Raw genomic sequence first — 22,780 nt, forward strand, 5'->3', positions numbered from 1 at the left:
AAACAACAGAATACTTGAATCCGCAAAAAAAGAAGATTGAAAAAAAATTTCAACCAAAATTAAAACTATAAGGATACAAAATGGATAAAAAAGTACAATCCGTAAAGTGGTTATATTTAACTGTCTTTCTACTTCCTGTCCTTGCCATGGCTCAAGAGAAAGAGCCCCGAAAGGAAAAAGAATCCAAGATCGACGAAGTGGTTCTGGTAGGTTATACCAAGGTTTCTAAAAAGGATGTTACCAATGCGGTCTCTTCCGTGAAAGGGGAAGCACTAAAAGATATGCCTTCTACCAATGCCGCGGAGGCCATACAGGGACGTCTTGCCGGCGTGCAGGTTTCTTTAAGTGAGGGATCGCCCGGCGCAGACGTAGACATCGTGGTACGAGGAGGAAATTCTATTACCGGAAGCAATGCTCCGTTGTATATCGTCGATGGTATTCAGATGGATAATGCGCTGACGATCCTGTCGCCCAAAGAAATAGAGTCGATTGAAGTTCTTAAAGATGCTTCTTCTACCAGCATTTATGGGGCACGTGGGGCGAACGGCGTGGTCCTTATAACCACGAAAGGCGGCCGCAAAAGAGCCAAAACATCGATCAACTACAATGGATTTCTGGGTGTGAGATCTATCCAAAAGACCATTGATGTCCTGGATCCTTACCAATATGTGCTTTATCAGTACGAGATTTATAATAAAGGCGGTGTGCAGACTGATATTGATGCTTTTAATACCCGATACGGAAGTTTCCAGGATATTGCTAAAAATTACGGGAACCTGAAGAAGATTAACTGGCAGGACGAGGTTTTCGGAAGAGAGGCTTTCAATTTCACGCACAATGTATCGGTTACGGGCGGCTCTGACAATTCATCTTTCTCACTGTCACTAAACAATGTTCAGGAAGACGGAATCATGATCGGTTCGGGACTCAAAAGAAACATGGCCAACTTCAAATATGATTACGATCTTTCTAAAAAACTGAGCCTGACGCTGAATGCAAGATACAGCAGGCAGACCATCTTCGGCGCCGGAACTTCCGCTACAGGTTCCCAGAGCACTAACCGTCTTAGAAATGCGGTCAGATATCAGCCGTTCGAGGGAGGGCCTGCTAAAAATATCGATGAATTCGATCCATTGTTTGCCAACGAGACCAACCTGGTAAACCCTATCATCCTGGCAGATAATGAAGTGAAGGAAAACGGCCGTAATGACCTTTTGCTGAACGGTATCATTGAATATAAGATCAATAAAGACTTCACCTTCAGAAGTGTAATAGGCTATGTACAGCGGGATGAATTTGTCAATCAGTTTTCAGGAACGGTGACGAGTCTTGCGCGACAAAATAACGATCAGCCGGTTGTTTTTTTAAGTAAAGCACAATCCAGAAGGATCACCAATACCAATACCTTAAATTTCAGAAAAACATACGGCAATCACAAAGTAGACTTTTTACTGGGCCAGGAAACCGTAAAAACCGATGCAGAATCTTTGATGATGAACATCAAATGGCTTCCGAAATCGATCAGCCCGCAGGAGGCATTCGCCAACATCCAGTCGGCCAACCCGCCTTCCGGACTCGTACAGGAAAATCCGAAGGCTGATGTTTTACCGGACAGGATCGTATCTTTTTTCGGAAGGGCCAACTATATCTTTAAAAATAAGTATATCGTAACGGCATCCATGAGGATGGACGGATCCAGCGTTTTCGGTCCAGGAAACCGCTGGGGTTATTTCCCGGCTGCTTCCGTGGCGTGGAAGATCAATGAAGAAAATTTCCTGAAAGAAAGCAGGGTCATCAGCGAACTTAAGCTGAGAGCAGGCTACGGTCTCTCCGGAAACAACAGGATCAAAGCCTTTTTATATGATACCTTCTTCACCACCTCGTCGGATTACGGATATGCCTTCGGAACCAATGTTACACCAGGTGCGACGACCGGAAACATCATGTCTAACCAGGCGGTAAAATGGGAATCGGCCTCTTCAAAAAATGCAGGTCTGGATTTCGGGTTGTTTAAAGGGAAAGTATACGGTTCCCTGGATGTTTACCAGACTGACACGAAAGACCTTTTGCTTTTGGCTAAAATTCCTCAGACCACAGGATATGAATACCAGTACCAAAATTCGGGAAGCACAACCAACAAAGGAATAGAGTTCTCCATCGGAAGCGCCATCATCAATAAGGAAAACTTCAGCTGGAAGATCGATGCCAACATTTCTTCCAATCAGAATACGATTAAAAGCCTGGGAAACAGTGCTTCGGCAAGTTCCAACTACTACCTGTTTCCTTCAGGATGGCAGAACAACCTCAATGACTTCCTGGTACAGGTCGGAAAACCGGTGGGAACCTACTGGGGATATGTGACGGCAGGAAGATATGAGGTCAGTGATTTTGACTACAACCCTACTACACAGGCTTACACCCTGAAAGCAGGCATTCCAAGCTCAGCCGCCGCAGCGAACGGCGCAAAACCCGTACAGCCGGGTGATCTGAAACTTCAGGATCTTAACGGCGATGGTGTTATCGATAACAATGATATGACCGACTTGGGAAATGCCCAGCCGAAATTCTACGGTGGTTTTAATCAGACCTTCCGCTACAAAAACTGGGATATGAGCGTTATGTTCAACTTCTCTGTCGGAAATAAAGTATACAACGCGAATAAAATAGAATACTCCACACAATACCTTTACAGAGACAACAATATGCTTGCCGAGGTAGCCGACCGCTGGAGATGGTTTGATGACAACGGAACTAAAGTAAATGATCCTGCCGCTCTTGCCGCCATGAATGCCAATACCACCATGTGGACCCCACCGGCCGGTGCTTATTTCCTGCATTCTTACGCCATTGAAGACGGATCTTTCCTGAGACTCAATAACCTTACCATCGGCTATTCACTCGGAAAAGACTTTACCAGCCAGCTGGGACTTTCAAATTTCAGGCTGTATTTTACGATGAACAATGTATTCACCATTACCGGCTATTCGGGATATGACCCGGAAGCCAATACCCGAAGAAATCCTTTGACACCGGGAGTAGATTATGCTGCCTATCCGAGAAGCAGATTCATTTTGTCAGGTGTTGATATCACTTTTTAAATCTAATATTATGAAGAAAAATAAATTTCTAACAATTGTTTTTTCCATTGCAGGGCTTATCTCGATCAATTCCTGTGAAGAGTATCTGGATGTAGAAAGCTTATCCAATACTGCTGAAAAGCAACAGTTTGACTCCGTATCAGATACTTTCTCTGCTCTCGTGGGAGTTTACAACAGTACCATGGGCGACAACACCTACGGACAGAGAATGAACCTTATCCTGTCCCAATCCGGTGATGACCTGAGAACTTCAGGAGATTACAACGCCAATGACAGAAGAGGAGTAAGCTGCTTCGGGGCTATTCCTACCAATACGGAACTTTTAAGGCCGTTTTTGGATACCTATACCGGAATTGAAAGAGCCAATCTTGTGATTAAAAACATCCCGATCTCGCCTGTTTTCCAGACGGGTTCTGAAGCAGACAAGCAACTCATGAACAGATACCTTGGGGAAGCGCTCACCCTGAGAGCTCATTTTTATCATGATCTCATCAAAAACTGGGGCGATGTGCCTTTCCATGATGTGCCTTCATCCGATCTTCCCAACCTCTATGAAGCTAAAACAGACAGGGATATCATTTACGATAAAATACTTAATGACCTGTTGAAAGCGGAAAGTCTTGTTCCGTGGAGATCGGAAGGAAATACGACCCCACAGAGAATTTCGAAAGCTGCTGTGAAAGGTTTAAGAGCCAGGATAGCTTTAGCAAGAGCAGGATATTCATTACGAAGAAATCCACAGATGATGATGCAGGGTTCCGAACCTCAAAAGTATTATCAGATCGCCTACGATGAGTGCAGGGATATTATTAATTCCGGCCAGCACCAGCTTAATCCAAGCTATGAAGGATTGTTCAGGTCGCTGCATACAAACACCCCGGATGCAACCAATGAGATTATCTATGCCATTGGCGCTTTTGGAGGAAACTCTAGAACAGACAGTAAAATCGGTTACTACAACGGCCTTCGACATGATGATACCGACTGGAAATCTTCCGGAGGAATCAGTGCGATCCCGGTGTATTTTTATGAATTTTCAAAATACGATTTGAGAAGAGATGTCAATATCGCGATCTTCAGGGTAAACACCTCGAAGCAGCAGGAATTGCAGACTGCCATCAACTGGAACGACGGAAAATTCAGAAAATCATGGACTTCCATCACCGGAACTTCCCAGAATTTAGGAATCGACTGGCCTCTTTTGAGATATGCGGACATTCTTCTGATGTTTGCGGAAGCGGACAATGAAATACACAACGGCCCGTCACAGGAAGCCATCAATGCCGTAATGGCCGTAAGACAGAGAGCTTATGCCGGAAATCCCGGAGAGGTAGGAACCATCCCAACTGACAAACCCGGGTTTTTCAACTATATCGTAAAAGAAAGAATGCTTGAGTTCGGGGGTGAAGGCCTTAGAAAATATGACCTCATCCGCTGGAATTTACTGGAAACAAAAATTAACGAAACCAGGCAGAAACTGACCCAGTTTATGAACGGAACAGGGATCTACGCCAACGTACCGGAATATATTTTCTATAAAAAACCGGCTGCCGGAGTGGCCAATTATGCGCCTTCCAAAACGGCACAGCAAAACGTGTTAGACATTGACTTTTACCTCAATGGAATTGCAAAAACGGATATCTTCTACAGTCCTAATCAGAGTGTTGCTACCCCGTCAGGATATACGAAGGTCAACTGGAGACTGGCCATGACACAGCCTTACATCAGCGGTGACCCTATAAAAAGCTATGCTTATTACTTCCAGCCTAACCGGAAGGAGCTTCTGCCTATTGCAGCAGATATCATCAACTCCAATTATAATCTTACCCAGGATTACGGATATTAGAACAAAGTTTCACATTCATATCAAAATACAGACTTCTGTCTCAGCGTGGAAGTCTGTATTTTAAAACAAAAAAGAGGTTATGAAAAGCTTCGCAATTTTTAAAAACCTTCTCCTGCTTTCAATGGCTCTGATCGTAATTTTCAGTGTTCTTTCTTTTAAAACCGGCGACCGGCTGATCGTGGTTTCAAAAGACGGAAAAGGTGATTTTATGACCATTCAGGAAGCTGTCGACGCAGTAGGAAACGGTTCTTCCCAAAGAACGAAAATTTTTATCAAAGCCGGACTTTACAAAGAAAAGATCATCATCCCGGAAACCAAAGGCCCCATCCTGCTGGAGGGAGAAAAAGCAGAAAAAACCATCATCACTTTTGATGATTTTGCCTCTAAAAAAAATGCAGACGGAAAAGACATCGGAACAACAGGCTCGGCAACAGTCTTTATTTTTTCCAATGATTTTACCGCAAAGAATATTTCCTTTGAAAACAGCGCCGGAAAAGTAGGCCAGGCTGTAGCGGTTTTAACGACCGGTGACAGGATTGCTTTTGAAAACTGCCGGCTGCTCGGAAACCAGGACACCCTTTACTTGAAAGGGACACAGGATCTTGAAGATAAGACCAAACCTTCCAGGACCTATTTTAAAAACTGCTATATTGAAGGAACAACCGACTATATTTTCGGAGCCGGAACAGCCGTTTTTGAAAACTGTATCATTTATTCCAAAGAAACGGCAAGTTACATTACCGCCGCTTCAACACCGAAAGAAAACAGGTTTGGGTTTGTTTTTATCCACTGTACCCTCACCGGAAATGCTGCAGAAAAATCCGTATATCTCGGAAGACCGTGGAGACCCTTTGCCAAAACGGTATACCTGAACTGCAAACTCGGTTCCATCATAAAACCCGAAGGCTGGCATAATTGGAATAAACCTGATGCCGAAAAAACCACATTTTATGCAGAGTTCCGGTCAAGCGGCGCCGGAGCCGATCCCGCTTCAAGAGTCGGATGGTCCCACCAGCTGGAGCCTGTACAAACCGGGGAATACAATACTGTACTTATTCTGAAAGGACAAGATAACTGGGTTCCCTCAAAAAATTTAAATTAAAATTTTATCTAAATTAAAATAATTGAAACGTATGGCCTTCCACTCCCGGAAAATAATAATGACAGGCTTTTTATGCTTCCTCTCCTATCCGGCAGAGGCTCAAAAAGTCATCAGTTTTCCCGGCGCTGAAGGTTTCGGCCGCTACACCACCGGAGGACGCGGCGGAAAAGTATATTTTGTAACAAAATTAACGGATGACGGCTCCGAAGGAACCCTACGGTATGCTCTAGATCAGAAAGGACCGAGATACATTGTGTTCCGGACCGGCGGAACTATCTCCCTCGAATCTCCCCTGAAAATAAAGGAAGGAAATGTAACGATCGCCGGGCAGACCGCTCCCGGAGACGGAATCACGGTGGCCAACTACGAAACTTTCGTAGCAGCCGATAATGTCGTTATCCGGTACATGCGCTTCAGAATGGGCGACCGGAAAAACTACGAAGGAGACGCTTTGGGTGCGAGGTTTATAAAAAATTTAATCATAGACCACTGTTCCATGAGCTGGTCGACGGACGAAACGGTTTCTGTCTATGCCAATGAAAATACAACCCTTCAATGGTGCGTTATTGCAGAAAGCCTAAGAAACTCCGCACACCGGAAAGGCGCTCACGGATATGGTGGTATCGCGGGGGGAAAATTCTCATCTTTTCACCATAACCTGTATGCCCACCATGACAGCCGGAACCCCCGACTGGGCGAGTATGCCGGAAGCAAATTTGCCCTGACCGACCTTACGGATTTCAGAAACAATGCCCTCTACAACTGGGGTCACAACAGCATCTACGGCGGCGAAGGCATGAACGTAAATATCGTCAGCAACTACTACAAACCCGGACCGGCCACCATCACGACACAGAGAATCGCATCCATCGATAAAAATGAAAACCCAAAAGCAGAAGTTTACCGGATCTGGGGGAAATATTATATCAGCGGAAATGTCGTCGAAGGAAGCCCGGAAGCGACTGCCTATAACTGGTCTGAAGGTGTTTTTAACCAGATGAAACGTTACAACCTTACCGATACCGAGAAAAACCGAATCAAAAAAGACCAACCGCATGATATACAGAATAACGTTAGAACACATGCTGCCGTTGAAGCGTATAAAAAGATCTTGAAAACAGGCGGTGCCAGCCTCAAAAGAGATCTCGTGGATCTTCGGATCATGAAAGACGTACAGAACGGAAGCTTCAGCCATGAAGGATCAAAAGGCAGCCGCAACGGAATCATCGACTCACAGAACGATGTGGGAGGATTTCCCGATCTGAAACCGGGACAGCCGTTGAAAGATTCCGATCACGACGGAATGCCGGATGAATGGGAAATCAGGCACAAACTGAATCCTGGCATTTCCGACTCAAACGGAAGAGATTTAGATAAAAACTATGACAATATTGAAGTATATTTTAATGACATTGTCAAAAATATAACCGACGCACAAAACTAATATCCATGAAAGCTTTCATTAAACAATTTATGTAATGAAAATGTATATGAAACTGAATTTGTTTAAAATGATAATGGCAGGAATCTTTGTCAATACGACATTGACGGCCCAGACTGCTGTGGTTGAAAAAATCAGGAAAAATTCTGATTCACCCTTTTCCTATGCAGAACTTTCTGTTAAAGAAGGCGGAAAATGGGAAGGAAATAAATATATAGGCGGAACTTTCAAAAACATTCAGGGACTGACGCTGCCTGCTTCCCATACCGACCATTCTACCTACATCAGGTATGAGGGAATCGGTCTGGAAAACAACCAGATTGCCTACCGGCTTTACCTCGACTGGAGAAATGCGACCGATATTTTCGGTAAAAAAGTAAAGACGCTCGTGCTCCCGGGTGTGGGCCAGGACGGCTTTGAATCTTACCATCATGAAGCGGCATGGGGACAGGACATCCTGAAATCCGGACGTACCATCGGTATCGGTTCGTATGGGCGGTATGACGATCAGAATGATTTTGTGGAAACCTTTAAAACCGTTCAGAATACCGTGGCTAAAGTTTTTAACGCAAAAGACCAGTCCTACGCCACGATAGACTACCAGGGCTGGAAAACCTGGGGAGATGCCATTGACCTGAAATCCAGGCTTACGATCTTCAGCAGAGATCGATTTGTAAAGGTTGACCTGAATGTCAGCAAACCGGTTTCCGGTTTATGTACAGGCATTGTGGCCTTTAAAAATATACCCGTCAAACAGCAAATAAGCCAAAATAAAAAATGGGCTTATGTAGCCACCTACGGAAATCAGACTGAAACCAAAAAGGACGACGCTCTGGGAATGGCCGTTTTTTACCCTGTCAAAAGCTTTGACTCCTATGTAAAGACAAAATCTACCCATACCATCGTTTTCAAAAAATCTGAAAACGTCTCCTACTATTTTATGGGAGCATGGTCTATGGAACCGGGCGGCCTTAAAACCGAGGAAGATTTTTACAGGGACCTCGACAAGAAACTTGATATCTTAGACCAAAACGATCAACTTTAAAGCTAAACCCGTATGAATTTCATTCAGAATCATATTAAAATATACGCCATAACCGCTTTATGCTCGGGAATATTTTTTTCCTGTGCCCAAAAAGTGACTGCTACGGTTTCCCCTGAAAAACAGGCAGCGACCACCTTAAGAGACAGGATTCCGGCAGATCTTCCATGGTCACAGAGAATGCTGCTCTCCGAAATGAAACGCTTTCCCGAAGCCTGGATGCTCGACTACAATAAAACTCCCAAATGGAGCTACCCCACCGCCATTGTTCTTGAAGGTGCCGAAAGAATCTACGAACTGACCGGAAACAAGGAATATTACCGTTATATTTCCACTTTTGGCGATACGATGGTAAAAGAAGACGGAACGATTGTCTCATACGATCTTTCCAAATACAATATCGATATGCTGAATTGCGGAAATGTTCTCATTTATCTTTATCAGCAGGAGAAAAAAGACAAATACCTTAAAGCCCTGAAAACCCTTCGTTCACAGATCGACGGACAGCCGAGAACTTCGGAAGGCGGTTTCTGGCACAAGAAAATATATCCCAACCAGATGTGGCTGGATGGCCTCTACATGTGCGAACCTTTCTATGCGCACTACACAAGCGTTTTCAGCAAGGGGAAAGATGCAGAAAAAGCGTATGATGATATTGTAAACCAGTTTGATTTGATCCAGAAACACCTCCTTGACAAGAAAACAGGACTGCTCTACCACGCCTGGGACGAAAGCAGGGAACAGCAGTGGGCCGACAAAAAAACCGGGCTTTCCCCTAATTTCTGGTCCAGAGCCATGGGATGGTACGGAATGGCCATGGTCGATGTACTCGATTACCTGCCGAAAAATCATCCGGGAAGAGCGAGAATATTATCTTACCTGAAATCATACTGTGACGCCGTGATTAAAGTTCAGGACCAAGAAACCGGATTATGGTACCAGGTTCTTGATAAAGGCCATGAAAAAGGAAATTATCTGGAAGCTACCGGATCATCCATGTTCGTATATACCATGATGAAATCGGTTAACAAAAAATATCTTCCCGATTTCTATAAAACTTTTGCCCAAAAAGGGTATGACGGGATCATTAAACATCTGATCACAGTAGATGAAAACGGAATGGTAAATCTCAACCGCTGCTGCGCCGTTGCAGGCCTCGGCGGAAACCCTTACCGTAGCGGTTCCTACGAATATTACGTCAATGAAGAAATCCGGTCCAACGATCCGAAAGGAACCGGCCCTTTCATCCTGGCGAGCCTTGAATTTGAAAAGCCGCGTTAAGAATTGAATTAAAATCCGTATTCACTTGAGCAAGATTAAAATTAAGGTATGAATTCAAGAATTATTTTAAATATAACAGCAGTTGCACTATTGTCGTCAGGCTCAGCATTCCTTACTGCCCAGGAAAAAGAATATGTTTCTGAGGTCTGGACTGCCGATCTGGGTAAAAGCTATAAAAACCCCGTTCTGTATGCAGATTATTCTGATCCCGATGTGATCCGGGTCGGGAATGACTATTATATGACCGCTTCGAGTTTCAACGAGGCTCCCGGGCTGCCCATCCTGCATTCGAAAGACATGGTGAACTGGAATCTGGTGAATCATGCGGTGGAGGACGTTTTGCCTGCTGATTATTTTTCAGTACCGAAACGCGGTGACGGTATCTGGGCACCCAGCATGCGTTTCCACAACGGAGAATTTTATATCTACTGGGGAGATCCTGATTTCGGGATTTACATGGTAAAAACTAAAGATCCCCTGAAAAAATGGGAAAAACCGGTCTTAATCATGGAAGGCAAAGGTCTGATTGACGCCTGTCCGTTTTGGGATGACGACGGGAAAGCCTATCTGGTTCATGGATGGGCAGGAAGCCGTGCGGGGGTAAAAAGCCTGCTCACTATCAACACCATGAATCCGGAAGGAACAAAAATCCTGGATAAAGGCATACATGTTTTCGACGGTCACGAGGCCCACCCCACCGTTGAAGGCCCGAAAATGTACAAACGAAACGACTATTATTATATTTTTGCCCCTGCGGGCGGGGTTGCGACCGGCTGGCAGCTGGCCTTAAGATCAAAAAATATTTACGGTCCTTACGAAGAAAAAATTGTCCTTGAGCAGGGTAACTCCAAAATCAACGGACCTCATCAGGGTGCCTGGGTAGATACGCCGTCGGGAGAAGACTGGTTTTATCATTTCCAGGATGTCGACGCCTATGGAAGGATCATTCACCTGCAGCCTATGAAATGGGAAAACGACTGGCCCGTCATCGGAACAGACACCAATAAAAACGGCATTGGCGAGCCGGTTCTCACCTATCGGAAACCGAATGTGGGAAAAACCTACCCTATTATCACCCCTCCCGAAACCGACGAATTTGATGATGAAAAAATCGGGATGCAATGGCAGTGGAGTGCCAATGAAAATATCATCTGGTCATCCAAAATACCGGGGCAGAAGTTTTTAAGGCTTTTCTCCATAAAAGTTCCTGAAGGAGAAAAAAACCTATGGAATGTCCCCAACCTTTTAACCCAGAAATTTCCTGCACCCAACTTTGCAGCTTCCACGAAGGTAAAGCTTGTTCCCGAAGAAGCTAAGGAAGGAAAAACGGCCGGATTACTGGTCATGGGCCTGGACCACGCTTCCCTTGTCGTGACCAACAAACCTGACGGATTTTATGTTCAATTGAGAAAAGCCGAAAAAGCAGATAAAGGCGGCGAAGAAAAAATTTTATTTGAAACCAGATTGAAAGGAAATGAAGCCTACCTCAAAGTACAGGTACAGGAACCAAACGGTCTGTGCCGGTTCAGCTACAGTGAAAACGGCCGGGATTTTACAAAAGCCGGAGAATTTTTTCAGGCCAGACCCGGAAAATGGATCGGTGCGAAAGTCGGGCTGTACAGCATCAGCGCTTCCAAAGCACCGCGAGGCGGATATGGAGACTTCGAATGGTTCAGGATCACCAAAAAATAAATGCCTTTTTAATGCACAAAGATTTTATTTAAAACTCATGACAAAAACATCATATATTTTAGTTTCTTTTTTAATCAGTCTTTTGCTGCTGTCGGGTTGCCAATCACAAAATAAAACTCAGAAGGCAGCAGCAAAACCTGATCAAAAGGTGACGCATATTTACCTCATCGGAGATTCTACCGTGGCAGACTATACCGGAGATTACGAACCCGGCAAGGACTATATGAAGGTCCGTTATCCCATCACCGGCTGGGGCCAGGTATTCCAGCCTTTTTTTACCAAAGACAGCCTGAGATTACTCAGACCCGCTATCAAAAAAGATTCTGTGAAAGTGATCGACCAGGCACATGGCGGCAGAAGTACGCGGACTTTTTTCCAGGAAGGACGGTGGCGGTATGTCTATGAGCATCTTCAGCAGGGAGATTACGTCATGATACAGTTCGGACACAATGACAGCTCCGAGAAGCACCCCGAAAGGTTTGTGAATATCCAAGGTTACAAGGAATTTTTACGTTTATTTGTAGATCAGACCCGTCAGAAAGGCGCAAATCCGGTTATTATCACGCCGGTTGCCCGCAATTATCCATGGAAAGACGGCAAGCTGGAAAATGTTCACGGTGAATACTGGCAGGCCCCGATCGATGTAGCCCGGGAAATGGACGTTCCGCTGATTGATCTCAATAAACTTTCCATGGAATATTTTACACGAAAAGGACAGGATTACACTACGAATCATTACTTTATGAATCTGCCGGAAAACGTATATGAAGCCTATCCCCAGGGACAGAAAGACAACACCCATTTTCAGCCGGAAGGTGCCCAGGCAGTTGCGTCTCTGGTCTATCAGGAATTTAAAAAAATAATGACAACTCAAAAAAAATAATATGAAGAAGTCTCTTAAAGCGATCGTTTTTGCAGCAGCCATGCTGTTTTCTAGACAGATGATACATGCGCAGAACCTGGATATTTACAAAAATATTGAGTTTAAAATGCCCCAGGTGATAGAAACATCTTTTCCGGCAAATACCGCTTCGATCATTGAATTCGGAGGAGTGGCCGGCGGAACGGTGAAAAATACGGAAGCCTTCAGAAAAGCCATCGACGCCCTCAGCAAAAAAGGCGGCGGTAAACTCGTAGTTCCGCGCGGAATGTGGCTTACAGGCCCTATTATACTCAAAAGCAACATCAACCTGCATGTGGAGGAAGGCGCTTTTGTGGTTTTCAGCAAAGATAAAAACGATTATCCGCTGGTGGACGTGAGCTTTGAGGGGCTTAATACCATACGCTGCCAGTCTCCCATTTCAGCAAAAAACGCCACCAATATCGCCATTACCGGAAAAGGAGTGATCGACGGAAGCGGTGAAGCATGGAGAGCTATTAAGAAAAGCAAAGTCTCCGAATCCGAATGGAAAGAGATCGTAAAATCCGGCGGTGTTTTATCTTCCGACGGCAAAAACTGGTACCCTTCCGAAAGCTACCGGAAAGGGCTTGAAAGCAGTTCCAATTTTAATGTTCCTGATAAAATATCGAAGGACGAGCTTAAAAATGTTAAAGATTTCCTCCGTCCTGTGATGGTCAGCCTGGTCGGTTGTGACAAAGTACTTCTGGATGGTCCTACTTTCCAGAATTCCCCGGCATGGAACCTCCATCCTTTGATGTGCACCAATGTCATTCTCAGAAACCTTACGGTAAGAAACCCATGGTTTTCCCAAAATGGCGACGGGGTCGACCTGGAATCCTGTAAAAATGTGCTGATCTACGACAATACTTTCGATGTCGGCGATGACGCGATCTGCATCAAATCGGGGAAAAATGAGGATGGCCGGAAAAGAGGAATGCCTACCGAAAACGTCATCATTAAAAACAATGTGGTGTATCACGGTCACGGCGGTTTTGTCGTAGGGAGCGAAATGTCCGGCGGCGCCAGAAACATCCAGGTTTCCGACTGCACGTTTATCGGAACGGATATCGGGCTGCGTTTTAAAACCACACGCGGGAGAGGCGGCATCGTTGAAAATATTTACATCAAAAATATCGACATGATCAATATTCCGACGCAGACGATCGGCTTCAATATGTTTTATGAAGGTGCATCCCCGGTTCTGGAAGACGGGCAGAAGCAGGAAGGCAACAAAACACCCGAAAAAGTATATTCCGTAACGGAAGAAACGCCGATTTTCAGGAATATTTTCTTTAAAAATATCAGTGCGGCAAACTCCTACGAAGCCATTACGCTATTCGGTTTAGCTGAAATGAACCTTAAAAATATCGTGATCGAAGATTCGCAGTTTGACACGAAGAAAGCATTAACCATAGGAGATGCCGACGGGATTCAATTAAAAAATGTTACCCTTAAATATTCCGAAGGGACGGGGGCAACCATTTACAACAGTAAAAACATCAACCTCTCCACGGTAAAGTTTGAATCTGACAGGAAACCCTATATCAAAGTTCTCGGCGCAAAAACCGGCGCAGTACTTTTACCGAAACAGGCAGGTGCTGATAAAAACTTTGTTTCCGTGGGATCCGATGTTGCTAAAAATGCAGTTAAATAAATTGATCGACACCTTAGAAACATCCAAAAGCATTAAAGGGTAAATGATTAATAACCAACCTTTTTTAATGTACGCTGATTTTAGGGGTTAAAAATTCTGACCGATGATCTTTAACAGAAAACATACTTATATTTCTATTTTTTTTATGGGGACAATGGCATTCGGGCAGGTAAGCCGTCCGAATGCTACTCCTTATACCAACGAAGGCACCTTCGAAAAATTAAAAAAGAAATATCCCTTCATTACCCCGATCGACAGGCCTGTTCCGAAGAATATCCTGGTCGATGAAAATGGCGAATATTCCAATATCGGCGGACTTTCATTAAAAGCCGACATCTACTACCCTTCCGACCGATCGAAAAGCTATCCCGGAATTGCCATGGTACACGGCGGCGGATGGATCTCCGGAAGTAAAGAAAATGAAAAATATATGGCGATGGAACTGGCTTCTCACGGCTATGTCGTGATCGCCATAGGCTACAGGCTTGCAGATGCAGCCAAGTTCCCCGCTGGCATTAACGATATTGAGACCGGCATCCGATGGCTGAAAAAGAACCATAAAAAATATTCCCTCGACCCGAAAACTATATTCGTTTACGGTGAATCGGCCGGTGCCCAGATGGCTACGCTGGTTGGCGTAAAACCCGAAAATAAAATCAAAGCCATCATTAATGTAGACGGAATCGTATCCTTCATTCATCCTGAGGCCGAAGAAAGCACCTATGCCGCGTACTGGCTGAACGGCGACCGGGAATCCAACCTGAAAAACTGGACGGAAGCGTCGCCACTGGAATATGTAACCCGGAAAACACCGCCCACACTCTTCATCAACAGTTCACAACCGAGGTTCCATGCCGGAAGAGACGATATGATGAAAAAGCTGGAAAGCTTCGGCACTTATACAGAATTTCACGAGATCAAAGACACTCCGCACTCTTTCTGGTCGGCGGAACCCTGGTTTTCGGAAACCCTGAAACATACCCTGGACTTTTTAAACAGGATAAAAAATAAAAGAACCCGAACCGAAGATTTTCCTCACTAGATTTTAGATCTTCTTAACCAGACTGAAAGTTTCAGATCTTTTTTAACCGAACTTCGAAGCTAAGAACCTTTGTCCCTTAATTTTAATGAAATTTATTTCAAAATAATATTCAGTTCATGAAAAAATTCTTTTTAATTCTATTTATTTCGATGGCTGGTTTTCTGTCTGCAAAAGATGATCCTTACCTCAAAATTACGGTTGCCAAAGATGGAAGCGGAGATTTCAATTCGATTCAGAAAGCCATTAATTCCATACGGGATTTAGGTCCGGCTGAAGCATTGGTTTTGATAAAATCAGGAACTTATAATGAAAAAATTGTGATCCCGTCTTCCAAACATAAAATCATCCTGCAGGGTGAAAATAAGGACACTACCATCATCACCAACAATGATTTTTCAGGAAAAACCGATGTTTTTAAGGAGAAGATGACTACATTCAACTCCTATACCTTACTGGTCATGGGAGATGATATTACAATCACTAATCTGACTATCCGGAATTCATCCTGTAATGAAGGACAGGCGGTGGCACTTCACGTCGAAGGTGACCGGTTTATCATTAAAAATTCCAGGATCTCGGGCTGCCAGGATACGGTGTACAGCGCCACCAGTCACAGTCGGCAATATTTTGAAAACTGCTTCATTGAAGGCACTACCGATTTTATTTTCGGACAGGCTACCGCGGTTTTTAAAGACTGTACAATCAAAAGCCTCGCAGATTCTTACATTACCGCTGCCGCAACAGATCAGAACCGTGCGTACGGTTTTGTTTTCCTCAATTGCAAGCTTATCGCAGAAAAAGACGTCACCAAAGTATTCCTGGGAAGGCCATGGCGGCCGTATGCCAAAACCGTTTTCATCAATACCGAAATGGGAAAACACATCGTGCCTGAAGGCTGGAACCCGTGGAAAGGGGATAAAATGTTCCCGGATAAAGAGAAGACAGCCTACTATGCAGAATACGGAAGCACAGGCGATGGCGGAAATACCTCCGGGCGCATGGACTGGTCTCATCAGCTGAGGTCTAAAGATCTTAAAAAATATACACTCACTGCCATTTTCAACGGCTGGAACCCTGAACAACCTTTAAAATAACATGATGAAAAGAAATCTCATCGCAGTCTTAATTTTCCTGTCCGGGATCGCATTCGCCCAGCAGAAGCCCACTTTATACCTCATCGGAGACTCTACCATGGCCGATAAAGAGAATCCTGACAAAAACCCGGAACATGGCTGGGGACAAATGCTGCCGGCACTGATGACCAAAGACATTGTCATACAAAATCATGCCACCAACGGACGAAGCTCCAAAAGCTTCAGAACGGAAGGCAGATGGAACAAGGTGCTACAGCAACTGAAAAAAGGTGATTTTGTCATCATCCAGTTTGGGCACAACGACCAGAAAATAAATGATTCTTCCCGTTTTACCAATCCTTACACCCAATACAGGGCCAACCTGGAGCGGTACGTGAGAGAAACCAGGGCCAAAGGGGCAACACCCGTTCTGATGACCTCTATTGTGCGGCGTAATTTCAATGAAAACGGTGTTCTTGTAGACACCCATAAAGAATACCCACTGGTGGTACGACTGGTGGCAGACGACCTTAAAGTTCCTTTTGTCGACCTTCAGTTGCTGACCGAACAGCTTGAAATATCCTACGGTCCGGAAAAATCAAGAAAACTCCATCTGCATTATAAGGAAGGAGAAGATCCCTATTATCCTAAAGGTAAGGATGATGACACCCATCTTTCAGAACTGGGCGCAACCCTCGTGGCTCAAATGGCAGCCAGGAGCCTGAAATCCCTAAAATCAGGATTGGAGAAATACATTAAATAAATCGTTGATTTATATTTTCATGGCGGAAATTGTTATTCAAAAACCGTTTTTGAATCAGCATATCGGTTCAGAATTATTTTGAACTTCATTACACTTAAAAATTTTAAAAATGAATTTTAAAAAAGACCCTTTTTTTGACGGCAATTCGGAATGGGAAGACCTCGGAGACGGGATCTCGAGGCAGTTTGTGGGCTATAACTCCCAGATCATGATGGTGATTGTACAATTTGAGAAAGATGCGGTGGGTGCTTTACATCAGCATTTTCATTCACAGATCACGTATGTGGCTTCGGGGAAATTTGAAGTGAGTGTAAACGGGGAAACAAAAATTCTGGCAAAAGGGGACGGATTTTTTGCACAGCCGAATATTCTCCATGGCGTTAAATGCCTTGAACCGGGTCAGCTTATTGATGCTTTTACGCCCTTCAGGGAAGATTTCCTGGAATCATAAGTTTAATCCGTATCAAACAATAGATATAAAAAGATCGAGCCGTATTTATTCGATAGATAATATTTGGATTCATAGAAAACCTTTGCAATATATTTTTTTTAAATATATAAAATGCAACCGGTTGAACATAAATAATATTTAACATTATAATTATATAAATATTAATTATTTAAAATATAAATTAAATTAATATAAATGATCTAATTTTGAATCCGAAACAACATCAAATAATTTACTGCTATGAAAACAAAAACAAAAGCTGCCATCCTTACGGTAGCTCTGAGCTCGCTCTTTGCCTTTACCGGCTGCGGACAGGAGGACATTAAATCGGAAATTACCGATAATCCAGGCACTTCTGCGCTTAAAAATGAAATGGTTGCCAACGCCATTATCCCTTTAGCCAACTGTCTGGCACCGGGCTGGGCCTCCCAAAACGGAGGAACGACCGGCGGAGGAACAGCCGCTGAAACCACCGTCACCAATTATGCACAGCTGAAATCCGCAATCGAGAACACCTCGGTGAAAGTCGTTAAAGTAACCGGAACGATTACCATTACCGCCAGGCTTTCACTACAGGATCAGAACGGGAAAACCATCTACGGAACCATCGGTGCCAAGCTCGTTTCCACCAATCAGACCAAGGACGGTTCAGGAATCATCAACATTAAAAGATGTAACAACATCATCGTCAGAAACCTCATTTTTGAAGGTCCCGGAGCCTATGACACCGACGGCTGGGACAATGCAATCCTGGATGACTGCCGCAATGTATGGATCGATCACTGCGAATTCCGTGACGGGGTAGACGGAAATTTCGACATCAAAAACAAATCGGATTATGTGACGGTTTCCTACACCAAATTCCATTACCTGAAAGCCCCGAAACCAGGAGGTTCCGGCGGTACGGACGACCACAGGTTCTCTAATCTTATCGGTTCCAGCGACGGTGCCACCGCAGATGCCGGAAAACTGAATGTTACTTTCGTTCGTTGCTGGTGGGCACCGGGATGCAGGGAGCGCATGCCAAGAGTTCGATACGGCAAAATCCACATCCTTAACAGCTACTTCAACAGCTCGGTGAGCAATAAATGCATTGCTGCCGGAAAACAGGCCAACATTCTCGTGGAAAGAAATGTTTTTGAGAATGTAAAAGAGCCGATCAACCTGATGAGCGGATTTACAGCCGTAACCCAGACCGGAAACAGCTTTATCAACGTTACCGGAAACACTTCGGGAAGCGGAACGGCATTCAGCACGCCTTATTCCATTAACAAGCTGAATGTTGGTGACGTAAAAGCGGATGTTGTGGCAAAAGCCGGAGCAACCTTAAGCGGAAATGTCTGCGATTCTTTTTAGGAATTTAAATACTAGTTGGATAAAAAAACCCGGACTGAGCGCACTCAGTCCGGGTTTTATCAATTTAAAGATCATTCGGAAAGACTGTTGGCCTTCAGCCATTTGGGATATTCTTTATCCAGAAGCTTTTGGGCAAAATCACCGAACCAGCTGTAGCCGTTCCTTCTTTCTTCGGAAACTTCGTTGTAATTGTACTTTACGCTTCCGTCGCGGTCTCCAAACAAAGGCCTGTTGTCGTAGATATCATAAAACCTGGCCCAGATCACGGCGTTTTTATCTTCGGCCAGCACTCTTACCGTTTTTCCGTTTTGCTTTGCAACATTGTAGCTGTATCCTTCAATATCATTTTCTCTGAACCATTGAATGGCCGATTTTACGGATCTTTCAATCTCCGGGGTTACCGGCTGCATCATCAGGAAGCGGACAATCCCCACAGATTCGGCAGTAGCCAGGGAAATCGGTTCAAAAGCACGGGCTTTATCCGGTTGAAGGGTAATTTCGTTGTACTGATCGGCCCAGATCGTCGGTTTTCCTTTCTGGAGGACCTGCGTTTTAAGAATACACTTAATTCCTTTTTGAACGGCTTCTTCTGCTTTCTCTTTTAATTTTCCGCCTATGGCAGCAAAGTCATTTTTAGCATTTGCCGTGTTATAAAGAACCGTGAGCGCGTTGATCATTGCGTTATCGTTGTAGGTAATCTGCTTTCGGTAAAGGCTTGTATTGGGATAATACTGGGGAAATCCGCCATTGTCATACTGCATGGTGAGAAGATAGCGGATTCCTTTTTCTGCCGCTTTGAGGTAGGCTTCATTTTGTGTTTCCGAATAGGCTTTCATTAAAGCGTTGATTTCCCGTGATGTGGCATTATTATCAATGGTCGCATGATCGTCGCCGGTGGCCCTGATTTTCCTTAACATATTCTTATCGACCGCCAGATTATAATTGACCACGGATTTATCCTCCAGCTGTTTGCCCCAGCCTCCTACAGGAAGCTGATACAGCAGTATTTTTTCAGCCAGGGTATCTTTTTTTACCTGTGCGGAGAAAGGGATGGCAAATAATATCACGGCGAGGGTGCAGATTTTAAATTTCATTTTTTAGAATTTTTATTTAACCTTGATGATTAAAGGATAGCGAATGATACGGGACTGCTGTTCAAGCATTTTTTCCCAATCTTCTTTTGTTTTTACGTGGCCGCTTTTCTGCCAGGCAAATCCGGCATAATAGACCAGCGTATTACGAGGCTTAGTGATTACATACAGATTGCTTTCATCAGGAAGATCCGATCTGAAAACCACGGATTTGTCAACGATCTTTGGGTCTACAACGATTCCTTCTCCTACAAAAGCGTCATCAATCTTTTCCCAATGGAGATAATATCCGGCTTTATCGTTTACTTTCGTTTCGCCTTCGTTTTTATGCAATGTAATGCCTATGGCGTAATTGGGAACCGGTTTTTGTGATTTGAAATGCGATTCGAATTTAGAAAAATTTGAGCCCAGATCCAGGGAAATCCTTTTGGTTTCCGTGACCCCAAATTCGCTCCACGGAGCGTAGGTAAGTTCAAAAACCGTACGCAGAGGACCTTCCGCAATGGTTTTAGCAGTTACAAAATTTTGCGATACCTGGATTTTTTCGTCGGTTCGTATTCCGATTCCTCCTGTTCCGCGGCTATTTCCGACGTGGTACGGATCATAGCCTTCTCCTCTTGTGTCTTTGTGATAGTACATCGGGTCCGAAAGATAGCCTTTATACCATCTATTGATTACCGGAAGCGGCGTTCTCTTGAGCCAGATATCCACACCGCTGGAGAGGGTACTGCTTTTTATGCCCTGCAATGCTTCTGCCTGTCCTTTGGGGCCATACATCCTGAAAGCCACGCGGTCGTTTTCCCAGGCATAATCATCCACCCTTTCGGGCACCAGTCTTGAATAGGTGGAAATTTCAGATTCCGGAAGCGACCGGGCAGCATCCGCTGTAATCCTGTATTGTATGGTTTCACCGGCACGGACATCGGCCTGAAACAGCAATTCTTTATCCTTTCCGTTATTTTCTCCTGCGATCCACTGGAGAGGAATTACTTTCCCTTCAGCATCAATGATCCGGAGCGAGGCTTCATCGTTTTTACTTAAAAATGATGTGAGTTCGGAAACCGGTACCGAAACGACTTCCTTTCGTGGAAATCCCAGCGTATTGGTTACCTGAATTATTTTTTGAGCTTTCATCTCTCCGGCAAATGCGCAACCGATTGCACAAATGAAGCCGGAAATGGATTTTTTAGATTTAAACATAATCGAATCAGTTCAATGAGTCTCAAAAATAAGAAAAAATAAAATACCGGGCATAAAAATAAACGATCTGCTAAATCCAACCGCTGAAGGTATCCTGAGGGCTATATTTAAGTAATGACTGCCCATCTTTTACCAGGATTTTCCTTCCGATTTCATATCTTTAACCTTTAAATATCTTATTCAATGCGTAAAGGCTCTGATCAGAACGCTGAACTTATCGACAGACTGCGGGCAATGCAGTCAGAGCTGGTTCTTGTTTCCAAATTAACGAAGGACTTATCTTCTATTTTAAGTAAAGATCAGTTAACGGCGTTCTTCCAGCGGACTTTAAAGGCTGAATTTACCTATGACGGTCTCAGTTTAATCACGAATAGCGGTGATACATATAACCTCTTTTACAGTTCAGGAAATATTCAGCATTCCGGCAGCAGCCATCCTTATTTTCAGAAATGTATAGAATCGGCAGAGCCCCGGTTTTTTGATCTGAAGGAGATTTCAGGATCCCAGCAAGATTTATTTAATTCCGCTAAAAACTCAGGGATGCGCACAGCGGTTGGGTTTTGCTTACCTGCTTTTGAGAAAAATATCAACCTGCTTTTTCTTTTTTATAAAAATTTTATCAGCCCAGATGAATTTCCCGAGAGACTTTTAAAAGGTATTTCCACCCAACTTTCCATTACGATCAGGAATATAAATTTTACCGAAAGATTTAAAAACATCCAGGAATCGGCTTTACCTCCTTCATGGGAAACAGAAAACAGGGAAATGCAAAACGCTGACCCTGGATTTTACGGAATTGTCGGTACGAGTGCGGTCATGCAGGAAATTTTCAGTCAGATTTCACAGGTTGCCCCTTCCCAATCTACTGTGATCATTTATGGCGAAACGGGAACGGGAAAAGAATTAATTGCACAGGCCGTTCATCAGCTTTCGGAATATTCGCATAAAAAAATGATCCGAATCAATTGTGCGGCCATTCCTTCCAACCTTATCGAATCGGAATTGTTCGGGCATGAAAAAGGCAGTTTTACCGGCGCTACAGAACAGCGGAAAGGAAAGTTCGAACAAGCCCATAACAGCACCATATTCCTGGATGAGATCGGTGAACTTCCCATTGAATTACAGGGAAGACTGCTCAGGGTTTTACAGGAAAGGGAAATAGAGAGAATCGGCGGAGACAGGCGCATTAAAGTCAATGCAAGAGTGATTGCAGCGACCAACCGGAATCTTGAAAAGGATGTCGCAGAGGGAAAATTCAGGAGTGATCTTTATTACCGGCTGAATGTTTTTCCCATCCATCTTCCGGCATTGCGTGAAAGAAAAGAAGACATTCCGCTGCTGGCGGAGTATTTTTTGGCGAAATTATATTTAAAGACAGGAAAGAAAATCCATGGCTTTTCCCGTAAAGTACTGCAGTCGATGCTGGAACACAGCTGGCCGGGAAACATCCGTGAGTTGGAAAATACGATTGAAAGGAGCATGCTGACTGCAAAGGATAAAACCATTAAAGAAATGGGTTTTCCGCAATTATCTCAACCATACGATGTACAAGATTTCCAGATTAAAACCCTTCAGGAATTTGAAAAAGAATACATTCTGAAAGTGCTTGAGAAATGCAACGGAAAAATTTTCGGAGAGCATGGAGCTGCAAAATTGTTGGGACTTCCACCGACAACATTAATTTCAAAAATGCAGAAACTGGGGATTGAAAAAAAACATTCTTTTAAAGATCATCCATTATAGTCTA

At 44.0% G+C, this 22,780-nt stretch carries 17 protein-coding genes; 15 read left to right on the forward strand and 2 right to left on the reverse strand.

Annotated features, from left to right (window positions below):
• Positions 1 to 80 precede the first annotated feature (80 nt).
• The 14 genes from AC0N32_RS17510 to AC0N32_RS17575 all read left to right on the forward strand — a co-directional run bounded on the left by AC0N32_RS17510 (position 81) and on the right by AC0N32_RS17575 (position 18,742).
• The gene (locus tag AC0N32_RS17510) at positions 81 to 3,098 is read left to right on the forward strand and encodes a SusC/RagA family TonB-linked outer membrane protein (RefSeq protein ID WP_476395132.1); all 3,018 of its coding nucleotides are present in this window, start codon (positions 81 to 83) and stop codon (positions 3,096 to 3,098) included.
• 10 nt (positions 3,099 to 3,108) lie between these two features.
• Positions 3,109 to 4,944 (forward strand): RagB/SusD family nutrient uptake outer membrane protein, encoded by a 1,836-nt coding sequence (locus AC0N32_RS17515; RefSeq protein WP_476395133.1) that lies wholly within the window; start codon positions 3,109 to 3,111, stop codon positions 4,942 to 4,944.
• Between the two features lie 79 nt (positions 4,945 to 5,023).
• On the forward strand, positions 5,024 to 6,046 hold the full coding sequence (locus tag AC0N32_RS17520) for a pectinesterase family protein (protein ID WP_476395134.1): 1,023 nt from the start codon (positions 5,024 to 5,026) through the stop codon (positions 6,044 to 6,046).
• 58 nt (positions 6,047 to 6,104) lie between these two features.
• Positions 6,105 to 7,490, forward strand: coding sequence for a pectate lyase family protein (locus tag AC0N32_RS17525; RefSeq protein ID WP_476395135.1), 1,386 nt, complete (start codon positions 6,105 to 6,107; stop codon positions 7,488 to 7,490).
• Between the two features lie 73 nt (positions 7,491 to 7,563).
• Entirely contained in the window at positions 7,564 to 8,532 is a 969-nt protein-coding gene (locus AC0N32_RS17530) for a DUF4861 family protein (protein ID WP_476395136.1), read from the forward strand.
• Positions 8,533 to 8,544: 12 nt separating this feature from the next.
• A complete protein-coding gene (locus AC0N32_RS17535) occupies positions 8,545 to 9,810 on the forward strand; it encodes a glycoside hydrolase family 88/105 protein (RefSeq protein ID WP_476395137.1) in 1,266 nt (421 codons plus the stop codon).
• A 48-nt stretch (positions 9,811 to 9,858) separates the two neighbouring features.
• The gene (locus AC0N32_RS17540; RefSeq protein WP_476395138.1) at positions 9,859 to 11,502 is read left to right on the forward strand and encodes a glycoside hydrolase family 43 protein; all 1,644 of its coding nucleotides are present in this window, start codon (positions 9,859 to 9,861) and stop codon (positions 11,500 to 11,502) included.
• Between the two features lie 37 nt (positions 11,503 to 11,539).
• Positions 11,540 to 12,385, forward strand: coding sequence for a rhamnogalacturonan acetylesterase (locus tag AC0N32_RS17545; protein ID WP_476395139.1), 846 nt, complete (start codon positions 11,540 to 11,542; stop codon positions 12,383 to 12,385).
• A gap of 1 nt (position 12,386) precedes the next feature.
• Positions 12,387 to 14,057 carry a glycoside hydrolase family 28 protein gene (locus AC0N32_RS17550; RefSeq protein ID WP_476395140.1) on the forward strand — a complete coding sequence of 557 codons (1,671 nt, stop codon included), beginning with the start codon at positions 12,387 to 12,389 and terminating at the stop codon, positions 14,055 to 14,057.
• 103 nt (positions 14,058 to 14,160) lie between these two features.
• Positions 14,161 to 15,099 carry an alpha/beta hydrolase gene (locus AC0N32_RS17555; protein WP_476395141.1) on the forward strand — a complete coding sequence of 313 codons (939 nt, stop codon included), beginning with the start codon at positions 14,161 to 14,163 and terminating at the stop codon, positions 15,097 to 15,099.
• Between the two features lie 116 nt (positions 15,100 to 15,215).
• Complete coding sequence (locus AC0N32_RS17560; RefSeq protein ID WP_476395142.1) at positions 15,216 to 16,193, forward strand: pectinesterase family protein; 978 nt, start codon at positions 15,216 to 15,218, stop codon at positions 16,191 to 16,193.
• A 1-nt stretch (position 16,194) separates the two neighbouring features.
• Positions 16,195 to 16,935, forward strand: a complete 741-nt coding sequence (locus AC0N32_RS17565; RefSeq protein ID WP_476395143.1) for a rhamnogalacturonan acetylesterase — start codon at positions 16,195 to 16,197, stop codon at positions 16,933 to 16,935.
• A gap of 109 nt (positions 16,936 to 17,044) precedes the next feature.
• Positions 17,045 to 17,386: a cupin domain-containing protein gene (locus AC0N32_RS17570; protein WP_476395144.1), complete on the forward strand. Its 342-nt coding sequence runs from the start codon at positions 17,045 to 17,047 to the stop codon at positions 17,384 to 17,386.
• 240 nt (positions 17,387 to 17,626) lie between these two features.
• Positions 17,627 to 18,742, forward strand: a complete 1,116-nt coding sequence (locus tag AC0N32_RS17575) for a pectate lyase family protein (RefSeq protein WP_476395145.1) — start codon at positions 17,627 to 17,629, stop codon at positions 18,740 to 18,742.
• Positions 18,743 to 18,813: 71 nt separating this feature from the next.
• On the opposite strand, the gene pelA is transcribed toward AC0N32_RS17575, so the two are convergent.
• A complete protein-coding gene (gene pelA / locus AC0N32_RS17580; protein ID WP_476395146.1) occupies positions 18,814 to 19,836 on the reverse strand; it encodes a pectate lyase in 1,023 nt (340 codons plus the stop codon).
• A gap of 12 nt (positions 19,837 to 19,848) precedes the next feature.
• Positions 19,849 to 21,033: a DUF4861 family protein gene (locus AC0N32_RS17585; RefSeq protein WP_476395147.1), complete on the reverse strand. Its 1,185-nt coding sequence runs from the start codon at positions 21,031 to 21,033 to the stop codon at positions 19,849 to 19,851.
• Positions 21,034 to 21,216: 183 nt separating this feature from the next.
• Here AC0N32_RS17585 and AC0N32_RS17590 point away from each other — a divergent pair, with 183 nt between their 5' ends.
• A complete protein-coding gene (locus AC0N32_RS17590) occupies positions 21,217 to 22,776 on the forward strand; it encodes a sigma-54 interaction domain-containing protein (RefSeq protein ID WP_476395148.1) in 1,560 nt (519 codons plus the stop codon).
• The last annotated feature ends 4 nt before the right edge of the window (positions 22,777 to 22,780 follow it).

This window comes from Chryseobacterium endophyticum, assembly GCF_056333165.1.

Excerpts from the sequence above, each read along its gene's own strand:
- AC0N32_RS17510 (WP_476395132.1), top strand. The coding sequence starts at position 81 with ATGGATAAAAAAGTACAATCCGTAAAGTGGTTATATTTAACTGTCTTT.
- AC0N32_RS17515 (WP_476395133.1), top strand. The coding sequence starts at position 3,109 with ATGAAGAAAAATAAATTTCTAACAATTGTTTTTTCCATTGCAGGGCTT.
- AC0N32_RS17520 (WP_476395134.1), top strand. The coding sequence starts at position 5,024 with ATGAAAAGCTTCGCAATTTTTAAAAACCTTCTCCTGCTTTCAATGGCT.
- AC0N32_RS17525 (WP_476395135.1), top strand. The coding sequence starts at position 6,105 with ATGACAGGCTTTTTATGCTTCCTCTCCTATCCGGCAGAGGCTCAAAAA.
- AC0N32_RS17530 (WP_476395136.1), top strand. The coding sequence starts at position 7,564 with ATGGCAGGAATCTTTGTCAATACGACATTGACGGCCCAGACTGCTGTG.
- AC0N32_RS17535 (WP_476395137.1), top strand. The coding sequence starts at position 8,545 with ATGAATTTCATTCAGAATCATATTAAAATATACGCCATAACCGCTTTA.
- AC0N32_RS17540 (WP_476395138.1), top strand. The coding sequence starts at position 9,859 with ATGAATTCAAGAATTATTTTAAATATAACAGCAGTTGCACTATTGTCG.
- AC0N32_RS17545 (WP_476395139.1), top strand. The coding sequence starts at position 11,540 with ATGACAAAAACATCATATATTTTAGTTTCTTTTTTAATCAGTCTTTTG.
- AC0N32_RS17550 (WP_476395140.1), top strand. The coding sequence starts at position 12,387 with ATGAAGAAGTCTCTTAAAGCGATCGTTTTTGCAGCAGCCATGCTGTTT.
- AC0N32_RS17555 (WP_476395141.1), top strand. The coding sequence starts at position 14,161 with ATGATCTTTAACAGAAAACATACTTATATTTCTATTTTTTTTATGGGG.
- AC0N32_RS17560 (WP_476395142.1), top strand. The coding sequence starts at position 15,216 with ATGAAAAAATTCTTTTTAATTCTATTTATTTCGATGGCTGGTTTTCTG.
- AC0N32_RS17565 (WP_476395143.1), top strand. The coding sequence starts at position 16,195 with ATGATGAAAAGAAATCTCATCGCAGTCTTAATTTTCCTGTCCGGGATC.
- AC0N32_RS17570 (WP_476395144.1), top strand. The coding sequence starts at position 17,045 with ATGAATTTTAAAAAAGACCCTTTTTTTGACGGCAATTCGGAATGGGAA.
- AC0N32_RS17575 (WP_476395145.1), top strand. The coding sequence starts at position 17,627 with ATGAAAACAAAAACAAAAGCTGCCATCCTTACGGTAGCTCTGAGCTCG.
- pelA (WP_476395146.1), bottom strand. The coding sequence starts at position 19,836 with ATGAAATTTAAAATCTGCACCCTCGCCGTGATATTATTTGCCATCCCT.
- AC0N32_RS17585 (WP_476395147.1), bottom strand. The coding sequence starts at position 21,033 with ATGTTTAAATCTAAAAAATCCATTTCCGGCTTCATTTGTGCAATCGGT.
- AC0N32_RS17590 (WP_476395148.1), top strand. The coding sequence starts at position 21,217 with ATGCGTAAAGGCTCTGATCAGAACGCTGAACTTATCGACAGACTGCGG.